18 protein-coding genes are annotated in these 22049 nt (G+C 59.6%); 9 read left to right on the top strand and 9 right to left on the bottom strand.

The features are described from left to right. Both VFV96_03630 and VFV96_03625 read left to right on the top strand, forming a co-directional pair. Positions 1 to 1863 (top strand): putative Ig domain-containing protein (locus VFV96_03630; GenBank protein ID HEU5069487.1); only part of this gene is annotated, 1863 nt, incomplete at its 5' end. 201 nt (positions 1864 to 2064) lie between these two features. After that, positions 2065 to 3174, top strand: a complete 1110-nt coding sequence (locus tag VFV96_03625) for an SUMF1/EgtB/PvdO family nonheme iron enzyme (GenBank protein HEU5069486.1) — start codon at positions 2065 to 2067, stop codon at positions 3172 to 3174. Positions 3175 to 3245: 71 nt separating this feature from the next. Here VFV96_03625 and VFV96_03620 read toward each other — a convergent pair whose 3' ends face one another. From VFV96_03620 to VFV96_03605, 4 genes are all read right to left on the bottom strand, one after another. Beyond that, positions 3246 to 3452: a hypothetical protein gene (locus VFV96_03620; GenBank protein HEU5069485.1), complete on the bottom strand. Its 207-nt coding sequence runs from the start codon at positions 3450 to 3452 to the stop codon at positions 3246 to 3248. A 183-nt stretch (positions 3453 to 3635) separates the two neighbouring features. Continuing rightward, positions 3636 to 4103, bottom strand: a complete 468-nt coding sequence (locus VFV96_03615) for an SRPBCC domain-containing protein (protein HEU5069484.1) — start codon at positions 4101 to 4103, stop codon at positions 3636 to 3638. Between the two features lie 6 nt (positions 4104 to 4109). After that, complete coding sequence (locus tag VFV96_03610) at positions 4110 to 4433, bottom strand: metalloregulator ArsR/SmtB family transcription factor (protein HEU5069483.1); 324 nt, start codon at positions 4431 to 4433, stop codon at positions 4110 to 4112. 190 nt (positions 4434 to 4623) lie between these two features. Continuing rightward, positions 4624 to 4746: a hypothetical protein gene (locus tag VFV96_03605; GenBank protein ID HEU5069482.1), complete on the bottom strand. Its 123-nt coding sequence runs from the start codon at positions 4744 to 4746 to the stop codon at positions 4624 to 4626. Between VFV96_03605 and VFV96_03600 the strand changes: the two genes are divergently transcribed. The 3 genes from VFV96_03600 to VFV96_03590 are packed head-to-tail and all read left to right on the top strand — an operon-like array spanning position 4745 to position 7835. Continuing rightward, the gene (locus VFV96_03600) at positions 4745 to 5521 is read left to right on the top strand and encodes a type IIL restriction-modification enzyme MmeI (GenBank protein ID HEU5069481.1); all 777 of its coding nucleotides are present in this window, start codon (positions 4745 to 4747) and stop codon (positions 5519 to 5521) included. The genes VFV96_03605 and VFV96_03600 overlap by 2 nt on opposite strands. Then, a complete protein-coding gene (locus VFV96_03595; protein ID HEU5069480.1) occupies positions 5518 to 6873 on the top strand; it encodes a DNA methyltransferase in 1356 nt (451 codons plus the stop codon). Before VFV96_03600 ends, VFV96_03595 begins: the two co-directional genes overlap by 4 nt. A 14-nt stretch (positions 6874 to 6887) precedes the next feature. Beyond that, a complete protein-coding gene (locus VFV96_03590; protein ID HEU5069479.1) occupies positions 6888 to 7835 on the top strand; it encodes a hypothetical protein in 948 nt (315 codons plus the stop codon). A 127-nt stretch (positions 7836 to 7962) separates the two neighbouring features. Here the strand turns inward: VFV96_03590 and VFV96_03585 are convergent, their stop codons facing one another. The 3 genes from VFV96_03585 to VFV96_03575 form a co-directional block, all read right to left on the bottom strand. After that, positions 7963 to 8661: a hypothetical protein gene (locus VFV96_03585; protein ID HEU5069478.1), complete on the bottom strand. Its 699-nt coding sequence runs from the start codon at positions 8659 to 8661 to the stop codon at positions 7963 to 7965. A 6-nt stretch (positions 8662 to 8667) separates the two neighbouring features. Next, a complete protein-coding gene (locus VFV96_03580; GenBank protein ID HEU5069477.1) occupies positions 8668 to 10662 on the bottom strand; it encodes a hypothetical protein in 1995 nt (664 codons plus the stop codon). Positions 10663 to 10800: 138 nt separating this feature from the next. Then, positions 10801 to 10941: a hypothetical protein gene (locus VFV96_03575; protein HEU5069476.1), complete on the bottom strand. Its 141-nt coding sequence runs from the start codon at positions 10939 to 10941 to the stop codon at positions 10801 to 10803. Between the two features lie 50 nt (positions 10942 to 10991). Between VFV96_03575 and VFV96_03570 the strand changes: the two genes are divergently transcribed. Next, positions 10992 to 11198 carry a KTSC domain-containing protein gene (locus tag VFV96_03570; GenBank protein ID HEU5069475.1) on the top strand — a complete coding sequence of 69 codons (207 nt, stop codon included), beginning with the start codon at positions 10992 to 10994 and terminating at the stop codon, positions 11196 to 11198. After that, a complete protein-coding gene (locus tag VFV96_03565) occupies positions 11195 to 11803 on the top strand; it encodes a hypothetical protein (GenBank protein HEU5069474.1) in 609 nt (202 codons plus the stop codon). The genes VFV96_03570 and VFV96_03565 overlap by 4 nt, the downstream gene beginning before the upstream one ends. Before the next feature lie 223 nt (positions 11804 to 12026). Here VFV96_03565 and eno read toward each other — a convergent pair whose 3' ends face one another. Continuing rightward, a complete protein-coding gene (gene eno, locus VFV96_03560) occupies positions 12027 to 13319 on the bottom strand; it encodes a phosphopyruvate hydratase (GenBank protein ID HEU5069473.1) in 1293 nt (430 codons plus the stop codon). A gap of 171 nt (positions 13320 to 13490) precedes the next feature. Between eno and VFV96_03555 the strand changes: the two genes are divergently transcribed. Next, the gene (locus VFV96_03555; protein HEU5069472.1) at positions 13491 to 15257 is read left to right on the top strand and encodes a DUF885 domain-containing protein; all 1767 of its coding nucleotides are present in this window, start codon (positions 13491 to 13493) and stop codon (positions 15255 to 15257) included. Positions 15258 to 15444: 187 nt separating this feature from the next. Continuing rightward, complete coding sequence (locus tag VFV96_03550) at positions 15445 to 17514, top strand: transketolase C-terminal domain-containing protein (protein ID HEU5069471.1); 2070 nt, start codon at positions 15445 to 15447, stop codon at positions 17512 to 17514. Between the two features lie 71 nt (positions 17515 to 17585). On the opposite strand, the gene VFV96_03545 is transcribed toward VFV96_03550, so the two are convergent. Next, complete coding sequence (locus VFV96_03545; GenBank protein ID HEU5069470.1) at positions 17586 to 21890, bottom strand: LamG-like jellyroll fold domain-containing protein; 4305 nt, start codon at positions 21888 to 21890, stop codon at positions 17586 to 17588. Positions 21891 to 22049 lie beyond the last annotated feature (159 nt).

The following is a 22049-nucleotide window of genomic DNA, read 5'->3' as shown; positions in this document are numbered from 1 at the left end:
GGCAAACACATCAACAGCACGGGGACGCTCGTCAACCAGGGCCTGATCACGTGGTCCGGCACGAACGACATCGAAACGGCCAACTCGGCCCGCATCATCAACCAGTCCGGCGCCGTCTTCGACATCCAGAACAACCAGCTGCTCTCGCTTTACAACGGTGGGGCGATCACGAATTACGGCACGCTGCGCAAGAGCGCGGGCGGTGGAACCACGACCATCACCGTGCCGATCAACAATTTTGGAACGGTGGACGTGCAAACTGGAACGGTGGCTTTGGGAACCTACGCTCAGGCCGGTGGGGAATTGTCCTTTGGTTTGAACAGCCTGACCAATTATGGCCGGCTCGCGTTCACCAAGAACGTCGGCTTCACCGGCACGTTGAGTGTCAACCTCAACGGCGGTTACCGTCCAGTGGCTGGCGACGCGTTTGCGTTGATTTCTTACCCGGCGCGAACCGGTGCGTTTGCTGCCTTCAACCTTCCGGCGGGTCACGCGTGGCAGACCAACGCCTCGATTTACGGAGCGACGACACTGATGCTCTCCGTCCTGAACTCGCGTCCCGGTTTTGTCGTCATTGCCGACCAGAGTCTCGCTGAGCAAACACCGCTGAATCTCGCCATCGTGGGCAACGATCCGGACCCCGGCCAGACCCTCACCTATGCGTTGCTCGATGCGCCGGACGGTGCAACGGTTGACTTCAATACAGGAATGGTCACGTGGACGCCGACCGAGGCGCAAGGGCCGTCCACCAACGTCTTCACGGCACAAATCACCGACAACGGCGCGCCCGCGTTGAGCGCAACGAACCGTTTCACCGTGGTTGTCAACGAGGTGAATCTCGCCCCGACAATCGTGGTTCCTGGCCAGCAGACGATCGATGAAATGACCCTGCTCAGCGTTTCACTCTCGGCGACCGACCCGGACCTCCCGGCCAACGGTTTTGTTTACCGCCTCGTCTCCGCTCCCGTCGGGGTGAGTCTCGATACGAATTCCGGCGCCTTGACCTGGACGCCAACCGAGAGTCAGGGACCGGATACCAACACCATCACCGTTGCCGTCACCGACAATGGCGTGCCGCCGCTCAGCGATACCAACAGCTTCACCGTCATCGTCCGCGAGGTGAATCGCGCGCCACTCCTGGCGCCGCTTGCCGACTGCACGCACGTTCCAGGCGCGCTGCGTTGGATGACCAATTCCGCCTCCGATCCGGATCTGCCGGCGGATCAGCTCACCTTCAGTCTGCTCAATGCCCCGTCCGGCATGAGCATCGGTCCGACGACTGGTTTGATTGCCTGGGGGCCGCCGGCGAACTGTCCGCCGTTGACGAACACGGTTACCGTGCGGGTCATCGACAACGGCGTGCCGCCGCTGACCAATGAGCAGTCGTTCGTGGCCAGATTGATCCAGATTCCCCAACTCAAGATTGCGCGGACGGGCCCCGATCAGGCGCAGTTGTCCTGGCCGGCGGCCGCCACGGCGGCCGGTTTTGCGCTTCAATCCTGCACGAATCTCGCGCTGCCTGCCGCCTGGCAAAGTGTGGCAGTCGCCCCCACCGTTGATGGCGACGAGAACCGCCTGACTGAGGGCATGTCCACGTCTTTCCGTGCCTACCGGCTGTCGGCGCAACTGATGCCGCTGCCCACGTTGCGAATCACGCCGGCCGCGTCCGACACCGTCGAGATTTCCTGGCCGACGACAGCCACCGCGGCCGGCTTTGTATTGCAGACGGCAACGAATCTGGATTCGGAGGTCGCGTGGAACGCGCTGGCCGGTCCGATTGGCACCAACGGCAGTGTGAATGTTTTCATCGTTCCGGCTTCCGAACTGAACCGCTGTTTTCGACTGCGTCTCGACCTGCCGTGAGGCGTCGTTGCGGGCTGAACGAATGTGGAGATGGCTGAACGTCGCGATTGGTCGTTCCCATTTCGTTCGCCCTCGCGTTTACAGTTCGCGGGCAACGCCATGGGGTCCATCAGGCCCTTCAGCCGGCCGGCCCGGGACGGATGACGCGCGTTTGGCACGTTCTGCGTGCCTGATTTGGGTTCAAAGAGAAAGGAGTGAGTCATGAAAACTTCCGTCGCTCAATCACGGGGGCGTGCCTGGCTGGTGAGTTGTCTCCTTGGAGTCGCCGGACTTGCGCCGGGCCAGCCCACGTTGCGGATTGGTCTCACCAACGGTTCTCCCCAGCTCATTGTGAGCGGGGTCACGGGAGCGTTATGTCAGGTCCAATACACCGACACGCTGGTTGCAACGACCAACTGGCTATGCCTGACCAACGGCTGGATTACGGCGGAGCCGCTCCGCGTATCTGACGCCGGTTGGAGCGGCACGCCGCAGCGTTTTTATCGCGTGCTGGCGGTGGCGACCAACCTGGCACTCGTGCCCGGCGGCTCCTTTTTGATGGGGGACTCCTTTGGCGATCTGGGCGCCGACGAACTGCCGGTTCATACGGCAACCGTGAGCGGGTTTTACATGGACCGCATGGAAGTTTCAAAGGCGCTGTGGGACATCGTTTGTTCGTGGGCGACGAATCATGGCTACAATTTTTCCGCCAGCGCCGGTCTCGCCAAGGCCATCACGCATCCCGTCACGTATGCGTATTGGTATGACGCGGTGAAATGGTGCAACGCGCGTTCCCAGATGGAAGGCCTGATGCCCTGTTACCACACCAACGCCGACCAGACCGGGCTTTACTGCACCGGGCAGGTGACGATCAGCAACTCGTTCGTCAACTGGGCGGCGAATGGCTATCGGCTGCCCACGGAAGCGGAATGGGAGCGGGCGGCGCGCGGCGGTGCACTGACCAACCGCTTTCCGTGGTCGGACACGAACGTCATTTCACACAGCCGCGCGAATTACTACGCCGGTGCCGCCTACGCCTACGATGTCAGCACCGGCGGTTATCATCCCGCCTTCAGCAACGCGCCGCCGCCTTACACCAGTCCGGGCGGCTACTTCGCGCCGAATGGTTTTGGCCTGTATGACATGGCGGGCAACGTGTGGGAATGGTGCTGGGACTGGCACGATCCCAATTGGTATGCCAATGCGCTCGCGACCGTGCCGGACACTCACGGGCCGGATACGGTCAGCGTGGCAGACGCGTGCGCCGGGGCGGAGGCTACGCGTCCAACGCGCCCGACAACTGTTGCGCCCTGCGGGAAGGCGCGTCCCTGACCTCGGGCACCGGGTTTCGTTGCGTGCGGCGCCTCTGAGCCCGACCTAGCACCGCCCCACCGCGGCGGCGTTCACCGTGTTTTTGAAAAAAGTCCACTGATGGCCGGGCCTTGCCACATCCACAATCCCGTGAGCACAACCACGGGCAAATAAATGAACCGGAAATAGGGGAGATATTGGACCGTCTCGGCCGGCGGACCATAAATGTAGGCGACGATGGGCAGCGCGAAGATGATGTGCAGCCAGCGGAATATCGCCCGTTTGGTGTTGGGATTCATGATGAGTGGGGCGGGGATGGAGGTTAAGGCGGCGGGCTATAGCAGTTACATAAATACTGTAGCCGTTCTGACGGCTGCAGCCCCTCACCCCGTCCCTCTCCCCATCGGATGGGGAGAGGGTGGCCGAAGGTCGGGTGAGGGGCCGGCGAATAACCCGACGGCTACGACATTATTTAAACCGCTCTAATTCAATTTACTGGCAATGTCCTGCAATCGGTTGTGCGCCATGTTGAGCCCGTGGGCAAAGGGCAATTGCAGCAACTGGTCGCGTTGCGCCACGGATTCATGGACGACGTGCATCTTCAGCCGGCTGGTGTCGCCGGTGAGCGATTCAAATTCGAGCACCTCAAGCTGCACGCCAAACGGGGCGTTCTCCATTTCAAACGTCCGGGTGATCTTCCGGTTTGGGCTGAACTCATGGAACACGCCATGGGCGCGGAACATCACGTTCCCCTTGGGATCGGCGGTTTCAAAGTGGTAGCTGCCGTGCGGGCGGCCTTCGAGCTTCAGCACCTTGGTGCCCATCCATTGCGCCACCAGTTCGGGTTCGACATGGGCCTTGAAGAGCAGTTCCAACGGCAGCTCAAACTCCCGCGTGATCGTCAGGTCGTGCTGGCCGGCTTCGGCGTGGATTTGAGTTTTGTGTTCCATGGGATTTTACTTCTTTGCTTTGAGGTTTTTCATTACGGATTCCAGCTTGTTGAACCGGCCCTCCCACATCTGGCGGAACGGCTCGATGAAGTCGGCAATCTCCTTCATTTTTTGGGGGTTCAGATGGTAGTAAATCTCGCGGCCGTTTTGTTCCTGGGCGAGCAGTTCGCACTCGGTGAGGATTTGCAGGTGCTTGGAAACCGTCGGCCGGGCGGTGTCGAAGTTCGCCGCAATCGCCCCCGCCGTCATGGATTGCGAGGCCACCAGCAGCAGGATGGCCCGTCTCGTCGGGTTGGCGATGGCTTGAAATACGTCGCGTCGCAGGTTCATTGTGTAGCTATGTGACTACAAAATACGCGTAGCCATTTGACGACGCAACAAGTTTTTGAAATGACACAATTGCCGGTGAAGGCTGGCTTGCCGCAACAAAAACCCCCGGAAGCCATGGCTGACTTCCGGGGTTTGGATTCTGCAGCGGCACTCTGTGAGTGCCGTCGGCGGTCATAGACCGCCGCTACAATTACCGCCGCGCCTTGGGCAGCGCGTGGCGGCCGGCGTAAACCGCGTTCTGGCCGCAGTTGAACCTCCACCGCGTGCCTTCCGCATTGCTGGCGTCGAGTGATTCCGCTACAAACCACGCCATGCCAAGCCGGGACCAACTCGCCGAATTTACCGCGTGGTGCGCCAAGCACATCACGGGCGACGAAAAGGGAGAGGCCCAAATCTTCCTCGACCACCTGTTTCAAGCTTTCGGCTTTCCCGGCGGACTCAAGGAAGCTGGCGCCACGCTCGAAATGCGCGTGAGCAAGGTCGACACCGGCGGCACCAGCTTCGCCGACCTCGTCTGGAAACCCATCGTGCTCGTCGAGATGAAGAAGCGCGGCACGGACCTGCAAAAGCATTACCGTCAGGCTTTCGACTACTGGACGCGTCTCGTGCCCAACCGCCCGCGCTACGTCGTCCTCTGCAACTTCGACGAGTTCCGCGTTTACGATTTCGACACCGACCTCGACACGCCCAAGGACACGCTCGCGCTGAAGGATTTGCCCGGGCGCTGGGGACCGCTGGCCTTTCTCGCGCCGGGCTCGCCCCGGCCCACCTTCGAAAATGACCGCGAAAGCGTCACCCGCCAGGCCGCCGACGCGCTGGCCGACTGCTTCAAACTCCAGATCAAACGCGGCGTGGATCGCGAGACGGCCCAACGCTTCATCCTGCAAATGCTCGTCGCGCTGTTCGCCGAGGACATTGACCTGCTGCCCAAATACTTCGTTGCCAAAATCCTCGATGACTGCACCACGCCCGCCGACACCTACGACCTGATTGGCGGACTCTTCGAGGCGATGAACAGCAAAGCGCCCGGCTATCAATTCACTGGCAGAAGCAGGCAAGTTTTTCTACCGTCAATTCAGAAACGATGAACCTGGTTGAGATTGCACCGCCACCAATCGTCGCTGCGCCGAAAACACGCGAGGATAACAAACTGCGCGTGGAAGATCGAGCTGCCCACGACTGGTATCGTTTTGTATTATCTTATCCAGCTCATGTTGTCCGGACATACGTCGAGCGGTTCGGTTTGGACGCCAAGCACCATGTCTTAGATCCATTTTGCGGGACTGGCACAACCATAGTTGAATGCAAGAAGCTCGGCATACCAAGTTGCGGGATTGAGACAAACCCGATGGCGGTATTTGCCAGCCGCACAAAGGTCGATTGGGACGTTGACCCAGACCAGTTGGTCGCGCATGCGTCAATGGTTGCGAAGCTGACTCTGGGAAAACTCGACGAGCAGGGAATTCGGGACGAAGGAGTTCTTGAGCTGTTCGGTCGGCAGACCAAGCCGCAAACTACTCTTCGGGAACTGCCTCCGGAGTTGGTCAAAATCCTACTGACGAATTCGATCAGTCCGCTACCTCTCCACAAGGTTCTGGTGCTGATTGAGGTTTTAGAAGCCAATCGAGAACCGCGTTTATTGGCTCACGAACACATCGCTTTGGCAAAAAGCCTGGTAAATGAAATCAGCAATTTGCATTTCGGACCTGAAATCGGCGTAGGCGCGATCAAAAAGGATTCAGCGGTAGTTGGTCCGTGGCTTCGTGCGGTAAAACGAGTAGCCGAAGACGTCCGCCATCTTCAATCCAAATCCGCAATCCCGGCAATCGTCCATCAAGCGGACGCGCGCGCCCTCGCGGTCCTGCTGCAACCCGGATCGGTGGATGCCGTGATTACGTCGCCACCGTATCCCAACGAAAAGGACTACACGCGGACGACGCGACTCGAGTCTGTGTTGCTTGGTTTCATCAAAAGCAAGGATGACCTACGCCGGTTGAAGCAGAATTTGGTCCGGTCAAATACCCGGAGCGTTTACAAGAGCGACACCGACGACAGGTTGGTCGAAAACCACGACGCAATTCAGCAGATTGCCGAGGCGATTGAACGCCGACGAATTGAGCTTGGGAAAACTTCCGGATTTGAACGACTCTATGCCCGCGTAACGAAGTTGTATTTTGGCGGTATGCTCCGGCATCTGATGGACCTTCGACCGGTATTGCGTCCGGGAGCGCAACTCGCATACGTGGTCGGTGATCAAGCGTCCTATTTACGGGTAATGATCCGAACAGGCCAATTGATCGCCGATTTGGCGAAATCCGTTGGTTACGAGGTAGTAGGTATCGATCTTTTCCGCACGCGCTTGGCAACCGCAACCAAGGAACAACTACGTGAGGAAGTGGTCATACTCCGATGGCCTGGCCCGCCAAAACTAAACGGCTGACGGAATGCCACGGAATGGAAAAGCTTCTTGAAGCAGACTGGCACTTCGATGCCGTGCCGGAGCCGGAACTGGCCGCTTGTTGTTATTGGGAATATGCGCGGGAGTCAGCGTTCATTCGGGAAGTTCGGCGGCGGTGCATGCACGAGCAGCAGGCTCACGGCCAGCGCGATAAACGGCTTCACGAAGATTTGCAGCGGATTCAAAGCCTTGGTTATCCGGCATATTTTTTCCTTCATGGTTTCTTTTGCCCGCCGGACGGAGTGCTGGCCGATGCGTTGCCCCTCAAGCTGGGCGAGGTTCACCGGCTGACGGGAAGTTTCCCGAAGCCATGGCAGTTGCTTACGAAAGCGGAGCGGGAGTTCCGAGCATACACTCCCCCGCGCGGCCTGGTGGATTCGGTTCAGTTGCTCCCCTTCGAGCGCGGCATTCCCCTCGACGCAAAGGACATTGTGGAGATGGTGGCACAACAAAGGCGATTGATTGATGAAGCCAACGCGCGGGCGAGGCTGGAGAATCCCGAACTCAACGACGAAGTGCTCGCACGACTGGGCAAGCTGCGGTATTCCAATGTCCCGGCTTCGGTCATTTACGGGAGCGGCACGGAGCATACCGTGGTGCAAATATGTTGGGGCGTCTTTACCAACGAGGAAATCATCCAGGAGTTTCGCAAATGGGTGAAAACCAACCGGCCCCAAGACATTCCCGGCCCTGACGGCAAGGGCCGGAACAAAGCGCGGGATTGGCGGGTGGCCTTGGAACGGCTGGGCATGATGCGACTGCTCCATCACTTCAGCAAAGGTGAGCTGGAGAAGAAATCTCCGAAGGCCTGGCAGCTCTACCGCAAACGTGAGTGGTATAAAGAAAGGAAGCGGGCGGATGAAATGTTTCACCGGCTGTTTCCGTTTCTTGCCAGCTCAGAACGCCCGTTGAACTGGCCGACCCGAGGCGGACACAGCAAGTAGGCGGAAAATCCCACGGCATTTATCGCCCATTTCAGCAAACTTCGTGCGCCGTTAGTGTGGACGTGTGATCGCTGTTCAATCCTCGAATCTGGCCGCGGTGGATTACGACGGGCCGGCACCCGAATAATCACTTCTTTGGCAGCACAGGTGGGGCGTTGCTGCGGATGAACATGCCGCCAACCTTCGTTCGCTTCCGAAAATCGGTTTCGAGTTCTGGTTCCACATCAATTTTTAACGGGGCCGCGATTCTTGTTCGATTGGTTTTTGTAAACCAGATGTAAAGGCCAACCAGCGCCCTTTCTTGAGTGTTTATCTCCACACGGACTTTGCTGTAGTCGCCGCTGTCGTGATCTGTGACGGGTTCCCATAAAACACGGCTGTATGTAACATGCCCTCCATGTTTCAGATTATACGGTCCCTGCAACTCCGGGATGGCATCTGAATGCGTGAGGACTGGCGGGTAGCCAAGTTTGAGAAGAACGGTTCGGGCAAAGCCAATGATTTCATTCGTGGTCATCCTTGTTGTGCCCGTGTAGTATTGCGTGTTGTCCACGGCATCTTCATCCGCCGTAAACCAATTGGTCGCCGAACTGAAACTGTCCACATAGCCACCTTCATCAAAGTGAAACCACCAGTGGTTTTTTAAGATGACGGTCCCCGAAAAGTGCCCCTTATATGGATTAGGATTGAAGCGAAGCACTTGTTCCTGCGTGATCGGTTGTGCGATTGGCAAGTCCAACTTCTTTGCGAAGTCAGAAACGTGCGGAAGGATAGCCACGAGCAAAGCATTGGAATACGTGGCAGTAATGTGTATTAGTTGTTCCATAAGAACTCACCTGTTGAAGTCGAGCGGATGCAGTTCCCAGTTTCCAAAGACCTTGAGTTTACTGCGGTCAATAAAGCCCACGTCGGAATAAAGATTCTTTGCACGATCCAAGCATTCACTGACACCCAAGCCGCTGGTTGTCCACTCCCATTGGAAGTGCTGGATGAAATGGGCGTTGTCTGTGAAGGTCGAACCAAGGATGCCTGCCTTTTGTTTGTCGTTCCAGCCAACGAACGCCCCGGGCGTTAGGGCAGCATCAACGTAATCAACAACGGGAACATTTTCCCGATGAATGATGCCGAATGCTTCGGGCAGTTTCCCGCTGGCGGTTTCACACCCATAGAGGAATACAAAGCGATACCCGTGACGGTTTGTCTGCCCGGCAGGTAATGTGTGAAGATTGGTGGAAATCTCTGAGGCGGTGATGAAGCGGTTTGTGTCCGCACTTCCGCCAATTCCATCGGGTGAGCCGTGTCCAAGGTAGAAAAAGTTGCGAGATTCAGGGTGGTAGATGGCATTTCGCAGAGATTGCCATTGGCTGTTCCTTGTGGATACTGGAATGTTTGAACCATACTGAATTCGGAATGCTTCCCCTATCGAGTGCGATGGACGTGTTGTCAATCCTGCTCCGTCGGCGATGGTAACAAATCCATCCGTTGCGATGTCCAGCAAATCACTGCCTGTCAAACCCTCCCATGCTTGCAGATTGGCCGTGACCCACATGCCTTTGCTAATCCAGTTATCGGTTTGCCGATAGGTTCGCTTGGGAACCGAAGTTGAACTTCCGTTCGGCTGCGGGCCGTTCCCTTGGGGTGCCTGCCCCGCATAATCAGACGACACCACGAAATCAAAATATGCTTCGTTCGTGTAAGCCACGCCACCAGGCCCAACCAAGTCCCACCAACCGTAAATCGTTCCATCGGTCGTGTGACCCGAAAATGTTCCGATGTAGCCCGCACCGCTGCCATACACGTCCACATACCAGTCGGCGTCCGCATGGCCCAACTGAGCGGTAATCAGAACCGAGTCGTAAAGTTCCCCGAAATGCTCAATCCAAGTTGGGAACGTAATCTCGTTGTAAACATTGACCGTGATCGGCGGCGACTCTGCATCCACGCCAGTCGTGCCGTCTTCATCCCCGCCCGAAATCCATGAGGCATAACCCGTGATTTGATGGACGCCGTTACTCATCGCAGTTGTATCCAGAACAATTTGCAGCGGTCCCTGAAAAGGTGCAATGGCCTGTGAGTTCCCGACGGGTGAACCGTCCTCTCTGACGCTCAATGCGGCCAAGATGCCTGCGTCGGTTCCAACCTCCACGGGGATTGTGACAACGCCCGACAGGTTTATTCCGTCGGTGATGCCAACCAGATGAACGCCATTCCGAACGACACGGTAGAACGCCGTTTCGGCGATGAAATCTCCGCTGCTATTGGTGATGCCCCCGCCTTCCTCTGCTGGTGGAAACTCAATATCGTTCGCTTGCATCTCGCCATCCGTTGAGGATGAAAGCAAAGAACCGCTCACGAACTCGTCGCTGGATGGGTCGTAAATGTAGTAAGGCGTCATGTCGAACCCGGGAGGGAAAAGTTGAAGCGGGACACCTGAACCAATGCCGTTGGTTGGAAATGCCATCGGCTCGCTTGGCGTGTCGCTTTCAACGGCCAGAGCCATTGAACTGCTCTGGCCGGACGACATGGCGGCAAATGAGCCGCCTCCGTCATGGACCGCCATTATCACGGCGTTGGAATGGACGAACGTCGTGTTGGTCATTCCAACTTCGGCTGGCATGAAGTTGGTGAGCGTTTTCCACGACGAATTCGTGTCGAGCGTTGGACAGTATTGGACGATATACGTTTCGCCGTCCAGGCTCGGCCACGTCAGGACGACGTTGCTGCATTGCAGGGAGAGTTTCAGCCCTTCAATGGCGTAGGTGTGAACTGCGGTTGCGAACAGCAGGCAGGCTGCGGTTGCGATTGCACGACTCCTGATCGTTTTCATGTCCGCCATTTTCCTTTTGGTTTGTGGCCGTCCCCTCCGTGCGAGCTGAGTTCAGCGGTAGTTTGAGTTTTTGGTATCGGTTTTCGAATGCAAGAGAAAAACGGTTGCAAACCCGCCGCATGGGCAGCCGTTTTTTGCTCAGACATGGTCAATCGGCCCTTGAGCTTTCGCATAGTTCCTTGGCTGCTCGCAGGTCGTCTTCGCCATCAAATAGTCGAGAATGTCCAAGGCCTGCATCGGGGCAGCCAATTCTGCGGCCAGGTAGGTGGAAAATCCCACGGTATTTAACGCCCATTTTAGCAAACCCCCTGCATCGTTAGTGTGGACGTGTGATCTCAGTTCAATCCTCGAATCTGGCCGCGGTGGATTACGACGGGCATGGCACATTGGTCATCGTCTTCCACAGCGGCGGCGTTTACGCCTACTCACGTGTCCCCTATTCAGAATACGCCGGCCTGCTGCGCGCGGCTTCGCATGGCCGTTATTTCCATGCCCGCATCAAGAACCGGTATTCATGCCGCAAACTTTCCCGATGAGAAAGCTGCGCGACGATTCAACGTGGAACCAACTCACGCGCGAGCAACGCGAGACATTGGAGGGCTGGTTGTTCGACGAGAACCTGGGTTACGCGAAAACGTTGGAGCGCGTCCAAAAGGAATTCGGGGTGACGACCACCATTGCCAGCTTGGGCCGGTTCTATCGTCGCCGGGCGCGGGAACGGCAGGTCAAGGAGTTGGTTGAAGCGCAGGCGGCGGCCGACGAATTGAATGAGTTGCCCGTGAGCGTGGCCAGTCTGCGGAACGCAGCAGTAAAGCTTGTTGGCAAGGCCGTCTTGAAGCTGGCCCGCGAAAAGCCGGAGGAACTGGCGCATCTCGTGTCATTCACCAAGCTTTTGCTGGACAGTGAGGACAATGACATCCGGCGGGCGCGGTTAAGGCTGGCCGAAAAGTATTTTGATTATGAAGCGACTGCTGCGTCTGTGAAGGAGCTGCCGAAACTTAGGGCGTATCTGGCGGTGGTGGGAGATGATACCACCCTGAGCCATGACGAGAAGCTGGAGAGGGTCCACGCAATTCTCTTTGGCTGGGATCGTTCGAGCGCGGGCGGGAAGGAACAGGGCAAATCCAACAACGGGAATTGAATGAAAAACTGTTCGCTTAAGTTCGCTTCTGTTCACCTATGTTCGCTTAATGAGGTAGAAGATTTGGAGCAAATCCAAATAAATGAACTCTCCGAGTAATGGTGAACGGCAAAGCAAAACCCCGGAAGCCATGGCTGACTTCCGGGGTGAGCTTTTTGTCGGTAGGGCGGCGTTGCGGCGCCGCCTGAGAAGCAGACCAGCAGGTCTGCCCTACCAGATTGATTTACCGGCGCGCTTTAGGCAGGGCGTGGCGGCCGGCGTAAACAGCGTTCTGGCCGAGCTGCTGCTCGATGCGCAGAAGCTGGTTGTATTTCGCCAGGCGGTCGGAGCGGCTGAGCGAACCGGTCTTGATCTGGCCGCAGTTCGTCGCCACCGCGATGTCGGCAATGGTGCTGTCCTCGGTTTCGCCGGAGCGGTGGCTGAGGACGGCGGTGTAGCCGTTGAATTGCGCGAGCTGGACGGCGTCGAGCGTCTCGGTGAGCGAGCCGATCTGGTTCACCTTCACGAGAATCGAGTTCGCGGTGCCGGTGTCGATGCCCTTCTGGAGGAACTTCACGTTCGTTACGAAGAGATCGTCGCCGACGAGCTGGACCTTGTCGCCGATGGCATCGGTGAGCAGCTTCCAGTGCTTCCAGTCGCCCTCGGCGCAGCCGTCTTCGATGCTGACGATCGGATAATCCTTCACGAGCTTCGCGTAAAACTCCACGAGTTCCGTGCCCTTGAGGGTCTTGCCGGTGCTCTTCTTGAAGGTGTAGGTGCCGTCGCCGTTGTAGAACTCGGAACTGGCGACATCGAGCGCGAAGAAGATGTCCTTGCCAAGCTTGTAACCGGCGCCCGCCACGGCCTTGCTCATCGAGTCGAGCGCGTCCTCCACGCTGTCGAGCTTGGGTGCGAAACCGCCTTCATCACCGACGGCCGTGCTGAGGCCGCGCTTCTTCAACACGCTCTTGAGCGAATGGAAGATTTCGGTGATGGCGCGCAGACCTTCGCTGAAGGTGGGCAGGCCGTGCGGCATGATCATGAATTCCTGGAAATCAATCGGGGCGTCGGAATGCGCGCCGCCGTTGATGACGTTTGCCATCGGCACGGGCAGGACCTTGGCGTTCGTGCCGCCGAGGTAGCGGTAGAGCGGGAGGCCGGCTTCGGCGGCCGCGGCCTTCGCGGTCGCGAGCGAGACGGCGAGGATGGCGTTGGCGCCAAGCTTGCCCTTGGTTTCCGTGCCGTCGAGCTTGAGCATCGTCTGGTCAACGCTGATCTGGTCAAACGCGTCGAGGCCGATGAGCTTGGGCGCGATCTTGGTGGTCACGTTGGCGACGGCCTTTTGCACGCCCTTGCCGAGGAAACGGGTTTTGACGCCGTCGCGGAGTTCGACGGCTTCGTGTTCCCCGGTGCTGGCGCCCGAGGGAACGGCGGCGCGACCGGCGGCGCCGGATTCGAGCGTGACGTCCACTTCAACGGTGGGATTGCCGCGCGAATCGAGAATCTCGCGGGCGAGGATGTTTGCGATTTGGCTCATGTTTTTCTAATTCTGGTTCAGACCAACTTGAGCGGACAGCATAGATGGCGGCACGGACCAGTTCAAGATGCAAGCAGGGCAGCCACCGGCCGGCGGGTGAGAATGGGCCGGCTCACCTTTTCGGGGGATTGGCTCATGGAACAGAACATGATAACTACTGACCACCATTGCATGAAATCCCTTTGCGCTGTTCTCGCTCCGTTGTTGTTGCTGGCCGCCCGGCCGGCGGTGGCCCAGTCCGAAGACGCCCGGCTGGCGGCGTTCTTCCGTCAGCAACTGGAGGCCACATTCCAGATGCAGCCCGTCGAGGCGACGTCGCTGGGCGACCATGACTACGACCGGTTCATGGACGACCTGACGCCGGCGGCCCGGGCGCGCTGGCGGGCACACACGCGCGAAACGCTGGCGCAACTGCCGCAGGCCGTGGACCGGACGAAGCTCACCCGCGCGGGCCAGATCGATTACGACATCTTCGCGCACGAACTGCAAAAGGACATCTGGATGGCGGACCACTTTGATGCCTTCGTCACTGATCCGCGCACTTACAACCAGTTCATCAGCGGGACGATTTTTGATCTGCTCGCGCAATCTTCCCTGCCGCAGGAAGTCAACGTGTCCAATGCCATTGCGCGCATCCGTCAGGTGCCCGGAGTGCTGGCCGCGGCCCGGCAAAATCTGGTCAATCCGCCGCGCGTTTACGTTGAGACGGCCATCAAACAGAACCAGGGTTCCCTCAATTTCTACGAGCACGATCTTTACACCGTGGCGGGGAAGACCAGGCAACTGGCCGAACTCAAGGCGGCGGTCCAGGCGATTTTGCCGGCGCTCCGGGACTACCAGAAATTTCTCCAAGACGACCTGCTGCCGCGGGCGCACGGCGAATGGCGTATTGGCCGGGAAAAATTCAACCGCAAGCTGGAACTGGAATTGGATGCGGGGCTGACCGCGGACCAGGTCTATGCCGACGCGCAGACCGAATTCGACCGCGTGCGAAACGACATGTATGTCATCGCGCGGCAGCTCTGGGGCCGGTATTTCCCGCAGCAAGCCCTGCCGCCGGATGATGCCGCCGGCCGGCGCACGACCATCGCCCGGGTGCTCGCGCACATTGCCCAGGATCACAGCACGGCGAAAACCATTGTGCGCGACGTGAAGCGCGACGTGGTGCAGGTGAAGGATTTCATCCGCCGGCACAACATTCTCCCGTTGCCGGATCCCGATCGCTGTCGCGTCATCGAGATGCCGGAGTTCCAGCGCGGCAACTCAACGGCGTTCATGAATTCGCCGCCGCCGCTCGATACCAATGCCGTGGGTTTTTACGCGGTCAGCCCACCGCCGGCCGATTGGGACGCGGCGCGCGTGAGCAGCTTCTTCGAGGAATACAATCACCAGATGTTGCAGATCCTCACGATTCACGAAGCCTACCCCGGGCATTACGTGCAGTTGGAATACGCGAATCGCAATCCGTCGCTCATCCGCAAGGTGCTGGGCTCGGGCGCCTACATCGAGGGCTGGGCGGTTTACACCGAGCAGATGATGCTGGACCAGGGCTATGGCGACGGCGACCTGGCGCTGCGCCTGACGCAACTCAAGTTTTACCTGCGCGCCGTCGGCAACGCGATTCTCGATCACCGCATGCATTGCGAGAACATGACCGATGAGGAGGCGATGGATCTACTGGCGAACCAGGCGTTCCAGTCCGAGGGCGAAGCCCGGCTGAAAATCATCCGGGCCAAGCAAAGTTCGGTGCAGCTTTCGACCTACTTCACCGGCCGCATGGCACATTACCGGCTGCGCCAGCAAATCGAACACGAACTGGGCGACCGTTTTGTGCTGAGCCGCTACCACCAGGCGGTGCTGGCGAACGGTTCGATTCCGTTGAAATTTCTGCCGGAACTCGTGCGGGAGCAGCTGGGTCTGGCTGAAAAGAAACCCTAGCCGGATGAACCGGTAAATGGGGAGCACGGGCGCGGCGGGCGCCACAGGCCGCACTCTTGCGGTCGGCACCGGCCGTTCAGTGCCGTCTTTCATGGGCGGCTTGCAGAAGTTTCATTTTTAAAATCCGGCCGGGTTCGTTTATGCTCCGTCCCGCCGATTGACAAAATTAAACTGAACTCAGAAATCTATGGCTGCTGATAATTCCGTTGTTGCCAAGGTGGAGCTCCCCCCGCTCGCGCCACTCGCCCTCAAATCCCGGCTCGCCCCCACGCCGGCGCATCCGCCCAAATACGCCGTCAAGGTGAAGAACCTCGCCGGCGAGGAAGTGGTGGTCGCCGACCCACGTGCAACCCGGGCGCTGGTGGCGCTGATGGACGTGCATGCCGTCGTCGGTGGCGCGGCCTGTCACTGGGGCGGTCCGGCCGCGTTCGCGGAAATCAACGCGGCGGTGCATGCCTTCCTGTTCGGCGTGAAAGGCCGCCAATGGCACGAAGCCTACAATTTCATCAACGACGCGGGCCACGCCGAGAACGGCATCTACGCGCTGCGCGCCAATTACGGCTTCGACAACCTGACCTTTGACGACCTGAAGTTGTTCCGCAGCATCCAGAGCAAGCTGACGGGCCACGGCGAATCACATCTGAATCCCGAAGGCGTGCTGTTGTCCAACGGCCCGCTGTCCTCGTCGCTGCCGCAGGCGCAGGGCCTCGCCATCGCCGACAAGCTGATCGGCAATGATCGCATGACGATCTGCATCATGTCCGATGGGGCGAGCATGGAAGGCGAGGCGAAGGAGGCCTTCGCGGCGATTCCGGGGCTGGCCGCGAAGGATCGTTTGAATCCGTTCATGATGATCGTTTCGGACAACGACACGAAGCTCTCGGGCCGCATCACCAAGGATTCATTTTCAATGCAGCGGAGCTTCCAGGCCATGGGTGCGCTGGGCTGGAACGTGATTTCCGTGCCGCACGGGAATGACCTTCCTTCCGTCTATCTTGCGGTGGAGAAGGGCATCCAGCAGGCGAAGGCAAATCCGAATTATCCCGTGTGCCTGTGGGTCAAGACGGTCAAGGGTTACGGCATCAAGGCCACGGAAGAGAACCCCGCGGGCGGTCACGGCTTTCCGCTCGCCAATGGCGAGAAGATCATTGATTGGGTCACGGAACTTTACAAGGACGCCACTCCGCCGGACGAGCTGATGAACTGGGCGAAGTCGCTGCGCGCGGATTGGGAGAAAAAGGAAGCGGAGAAAAAGGCCAAGGCGGCGGCGGCTCCGGCCCCGGCCGCCCCGGCGGTCAAGAAGGACAAGGTGCAGGCGGGCCTGGCCGCGGGTGCAATTCGCGCCGCGAAGGAAGGCTATCCGGTTTATTCCGTCAGTTCCGACGTGCAGGGCTCCACGGGCATCAGCACCTTCCAGAAAGCCACCGGCCGTTACATCGAAGTGGGCATTGCCGAGGCCAACATGTGCAGCGTCGGTGCGGGGCTCAGCAAGCAGGGCTTCGTCGCGATTGTGGACACGTTCGGCCAGTTTGGTGTGACGAAGGGCAACCTGCCGCTCACGATGGCCGCGTTGTCGCAGGCGCCGGTGATTGCGATATTTTCCCACATCGGTTTCCAGGATGCGGCGGATGGGGCGTCGCACCAGGCCACGACTTACCTGGCCGCCGTCTCCGCGATTCCGCACACCGTGGTCATCGCGCCCAGTTGTGCGAATGAGGCGGAAGAGCTGATGTATCAGGCCATCAAACGCCAGGCCGAGGACCGCAAGGCCGGCAAGGACGGCCAGAGTTACATCTTCTTTGTCGGCCGCGAGAATTATCCGGTTTACTGGCTTGAGAATGCGACCTATCCGTTCGGCAAGGCGCAGGTCACCCAGGCCGGCAGCGACGTGGTATTGATCGGCTGTGGCACGCTGTTCAGCAAGGCCGTGCAGGGGGGAAAACTGCTCGCCGAAAAAGGTGTCAAAGCCACGGTCATCAACAATCCGTTCGTGAACCGCGTGGACCTCGACACCATCGGCGCGGCGGTGAAGTCGTGTGGCAAGGTGGTGACCATCGAGGATCACCAGCTGGCCTGCGGCATGGGCGCGCAGGTCAGCCATGCGTTGTCCCGGGCGGGCATTCCACATGTCATGAAGTCGCTCGGCATCAACGATGAGTTTGGACAGAGCGCCTACATGGCGGAACAGCTTTACGAGAAGCACGGCCTGACCGGTCCGAAAATGGCCGAGGCCGCGCTGGCCCTGCTGGGCAGGTAACGTCCCTTCTCAAATTCGTGCGCCGGTTCAGTGGCAACACTGAACCGGCGTTTTCCTTGCCGCAATGTGATTTACGGCTCGTAGATTTTCACGCGATAGAACCGGTTGGTTTCCGCCAGATCAAACGGTCCGGTGACGGTGTCGGTGAAATTGGAGGCGCCGAACCAGAGCCGGTTGTCCGGCACATCCCAGGGACTCCAATCGCCCAGACGGTCGGTGGTCCCCACCACAAAGCCCAGATTGGCCAGACGCTGGAAGGTGACGCCCACCGTGCCCGCGACCCGGTCGATGCGGACCGTCCAGGGCGGCGGTGCATTGGTCAGCGGCGACGTGTGGGTGAGGTATTCGTAGTAGTTGTTGGCACCGTCGTTGTCCGGGTCGGCATTGGCGGCGGCCAGGGGCGAATTGGTCTCACCGAAGTTGGCCAGCTGCCAGTCGGCAAACGAAAGGCGGTTGGTCAGTTCGGTCGAAATCCAGTCGGTCAACAGGTTGGTGGCGCCCACGTCGATGACGGATGTGGCCAGCGGCGGCATGCGGCTGAAGCCGTTGGCCCGGATGCGTTGCAACACCACCGAATGAACCGGGTCGCCGGGCACCACGAGTTTGTTGGTTGGATTGGCGCCGTTGTTGTAAGGCACGCCGTTGATGAGCCCGGTTTGATCCAGTGTGAGCCAGGGACGTGCATCCCAGGTGCCCGGGCCCACGCCGGCCGGTTGATGGCATTGCACGCAGTTCACGGCAAAGTAGGAGCGGGCCCGATATTCCAGGCTGTAGGTGGTGTCGGTGGCCGCCGCGTAGGCGGGGAGCGTTTGCGGTGCCGGCACCGTATTGCTGAAGTAACCGGCAGCACTCAAGGTCGCCAGCTGATTGCCCGTGACGCCGTTCATCGTGGCGGTCTGGTTCAATTGACGCGTGTTGAAGCTCAGTGCGTAGCCGCCTGCGGGCGTATGGCAGGCAAGGCAGTCGGCGCGCGACGGAATCGTCCACTGCTGCGTCTCAACCGCGGGACCATTGGTGATGCTCAGCGAGAAATTGGTCCCGCCGTCCGGGGCCAGATAGGCTTCGGTGCCGGCCTCGTTCCACGCGTAGCTCACGCCGTAAATGCCGTTGGTGTTCTTCACGATGAACCGGGTTTCGATGCGCTTCTTCGTGGCCGGATTGCCGCGCTCCAGTTCGAGGTCGAAATGTTTCACCCACACCATGCCGGCGGGCAGACCCCAGTTGCCGTCCACCACATGCGTCACCTGGCGGGTCAGATCGGGCAGGGCGAACCAGCGGCGCTTGATGGCATTGTCCGACCAGAAGGGCACAATCGGTTCGTAGCTGACGACGCCGGGATTGGGGGTCAGCGCGATGACATCCGCGAAGGCGCCGGTGTCGCTCAACTTCTGCGGGAAGGATGTCATGTCTGTGTCCGTGCGCACCAATCTTTGAATCTGATTGGCCGCGTAATTGGCAATCAACACATCACCGTTTCCGGGATCGAGTCCGAAGGCCGCCGCGCCGCCCACGCCGGCAATGCGGTTCGTGAGGACGGTGTTGTTCGTGCGCCACAAAGCCCAGAGGTTGCCGGATTCAAAGTCGCCGAAGATGTAGGCGCCCGTGAGCTGCGGGATGCGGCTGCCGCGATACACCACACCGCCCGAAATGGAGTTGCCTTTGTATTGACCATCCCCGCCCGCCACGCTGGTGTGCGGGTAAACGTAAAGCGGCAGGCTGTGCACAAACGCGGAGGGTGGGTTCGAGAGCAGCGTGGTTTGTGAGGGATAAAGCGAGATGGCGTTGGAATACCCCTCGAAATAGGCCCAGCCATAATTGCCGCCATTCGTAACGACATCGACTTCCTCGTAGCGATCCTGACCCACGTCGCCCACCCAGATTTCGCCGGTCGGCTGGTCGATGGAAAATCGCCAGATGTGCCGGAAGCCGGTGGCAAAAATCTCGGCGCGCAGCGTGTTGGTGTTGATGGGCTGTCCCAGGTAGCTCGCCGCGTTCACGAACGGATTATCCGGTGGAATGGAATAGAAGGCCTTTCCCTGTGCGTTGGTGTAAATCGTGGTGGTGTTGGCGGAGGGGCGTGGCTCGACGCTGCCCGGCTTTTTGTCCACGTCAATGCGGAGCAGGGAGGAATACAGGTCCTTGTCGATGCGCTGGGCGTTTTGGCGGTAGTTGTATTGGTCGCCCTCGTCGCCCATGCCGATGTAGAGGCAGCCGTCGTTGCCGAAATGGAGGTCGCCGCCGTTGTGGTTGAACGCCTGATCGACGACGTCAAAAAGCACTTGTTGCGTGTTGGTGTCCACCGTCAACGTCGCCGGGTTGGCCGTGAAACGGGCCAGCCGGTCAATGTAAGGCGCGCCGGGCGCGATGTAGAAGACGTAGAAATAACCGTTCTGCGCGAAGTTGGGGTGAAACGCGAGGCCCAGCAGACCGCGTTCTCCCTCGGGCGTATCGTCGAAGGACATCTGGTCCGTAATGTCCAGAAACACCTGCCGCGTCGGATGGACGGCGTTGATGTCCGGCACGTAGGAAATGCGCCCGCGGCGTTCGACGACGAAGAGCTGGTTGGAAACACCGGGTGGCGTTGCCATGGCCAGCGCATCTTCGAAGTTCAAGCCCGGAAAGGCATCCACGATTTGATACGCCACCGTCGGCGGCTGGTCCGGCAGGCGCAGCGTCGTGGCGGCCAGGCGCAGCGCGTTGGTGAGGGTCAAGAATACGGCACCGGTTGCGTAGCTGCCCGTCAGTGAATCCGTGGCGCGATACGTGAACGCATCACTGGTCGCGGCGGGATTGGTGTTCACGTAAACTACGCGGCCATCGGCCCGGGGGGTCGCGGAACCAAACGCAGGAGGTGCGATCACGGCGACGGAACCGGTCAAAAAGCGGTTCGGCGTGTCATTCGCCAGCACGTCGAGCATCACGGAGGCGCCCGGATTCAGCGTGGCCTGATCGTCCATGGCGGTCGCCGGCGGGGCCGCGATGCTGTCCGGCCCCTGCTGGTGGTGGAAGGCGATTTCATCCGTGGTCAAAGCCCGGTTGTAAACGCGCACTTCGTTGAAACTTGCGCCGGCCGTATTGTCGGCCGGGTAATGCGACCGGCCCAACCAGAATGCCGTGTTGGGCACGTTGGCCAGCATTTGTGAACCGAGCGGAAAGCTGTTCACCAACCCGCCATCGCGATACCAGCTGCACGTGCCGGCGCCTTGATCCCACGTCACCACGTAGTGATGTTGCACGCCGGCGGTCGTGGGCAGCGCGGAATCGGCGGTGCCGGCCGGCTTGAATTCAAGACGCTGCAAATTCAGGTCCGCGCCCTGCGAAAACGACAACAGGAAAGACGTGTCGGGCGTCACTCCGTCGCCAATATCAATGACGCGGCCCCAGTTCTGCGCGGCATTGGGCGTCGCCCAAACCTCGATGGTCAGGTTGCTCAAGCCGTCCAGCCGGCGCGATGGGAACGAGACATAGTCAGCCGTGTCGCGAGCGCCGCCAGCCAGGGTGACCTGTCCGGACCCCAGCGAATAATCGGCGGTTCCCTGTTGAACGACATTGCCGGTGGCGGTGCCGGCGGAATCGGCGAAGTTCGTGCCGCTGGTTTCGGAAAAGCTCCAGCGGTGCAAAAGCCCCAGCGTGTCATCGGCCCCGCGGCGGAAATCATTCTGGATCGTGGCCGCATCCAGCACGGTGTCGTAAATGCGAACCTCGTTCCAGGAGGCGTTGGCGGTGGAATCGCCGGCAAAGTGCGAGCGGCCCAGCCAGAACGTCGTGTTGGGCAGGGCGGCCAGACTGGCGATGTTCGTGCCGCCGGTGCTTTGCGTGCCAACCCAAACGCCGTCGCGATAGAAGTTCAGCGCGCCGGACGCGCTCCAGGTCATGACGTAATGATATTCCCGATCGACGGGCGTTGGCATGGCGCCATCCACCGCATTGGGCCACAAACCATAGCGTTGCAGGTCGCCGTTGGTCCCCTGGGAAAACGCCACGCGGATCAGCTTGTTGCTGATGTCCTGTCCGTCCCCGGGTCCGATGCAAAAGACGCGGCCCCAGTTGGGAAACGAATGGGGCACCGCCCACACTTCAACGGTCACATTGCTCAGACCGTCGAAAACCGTTTCCGGAAACTGCACGTAGTCCGCGGTGGCCCGGTCGCCCCCGTCGAGGCGAATGCGCTTGCCGTTGAGCGAGTAGCCGCCACCGCCATTGGCAACGACCACCCAGGCATGGGCGTCACCGACGGAATCGAACAGGTTGGTGCCGGACGTTTCGTTAAAATTCCATTGATGGACCAGCGCGGCTTGCGCGGTCGCAATGGCGAGCGCGAAGCCAAGGGCCAGCGCGGGACCGAGCATGACCCGGGGTTGGGTTCTGAATTTCATGGGGAACTTAACTAAACAATCAGAGAACGTGATTTGCGGTCAAGCCCACACCGCGAATATCGGTCAGGCGCGTCTTGCAAACCGTTGGTCGGGACGGAGGTCCCACTACGGGGTTCCGGCGAAGGCTCAACCATGGGCCTTTGCTTTTCCGGCCATTTG

It is taken from the genome of Verrucomicrobiia bacterium, assembly GCA_035765895.1.
Classification (GTDB): domain Bacteria; phylum Verrucomicrobiota; class Verrucomicrobiia; order Limisphaerales; family DSYF01; genus DSYF01.
This window is presented reverse-complemented; position numbering and strand designations above follow the sequence as displayed.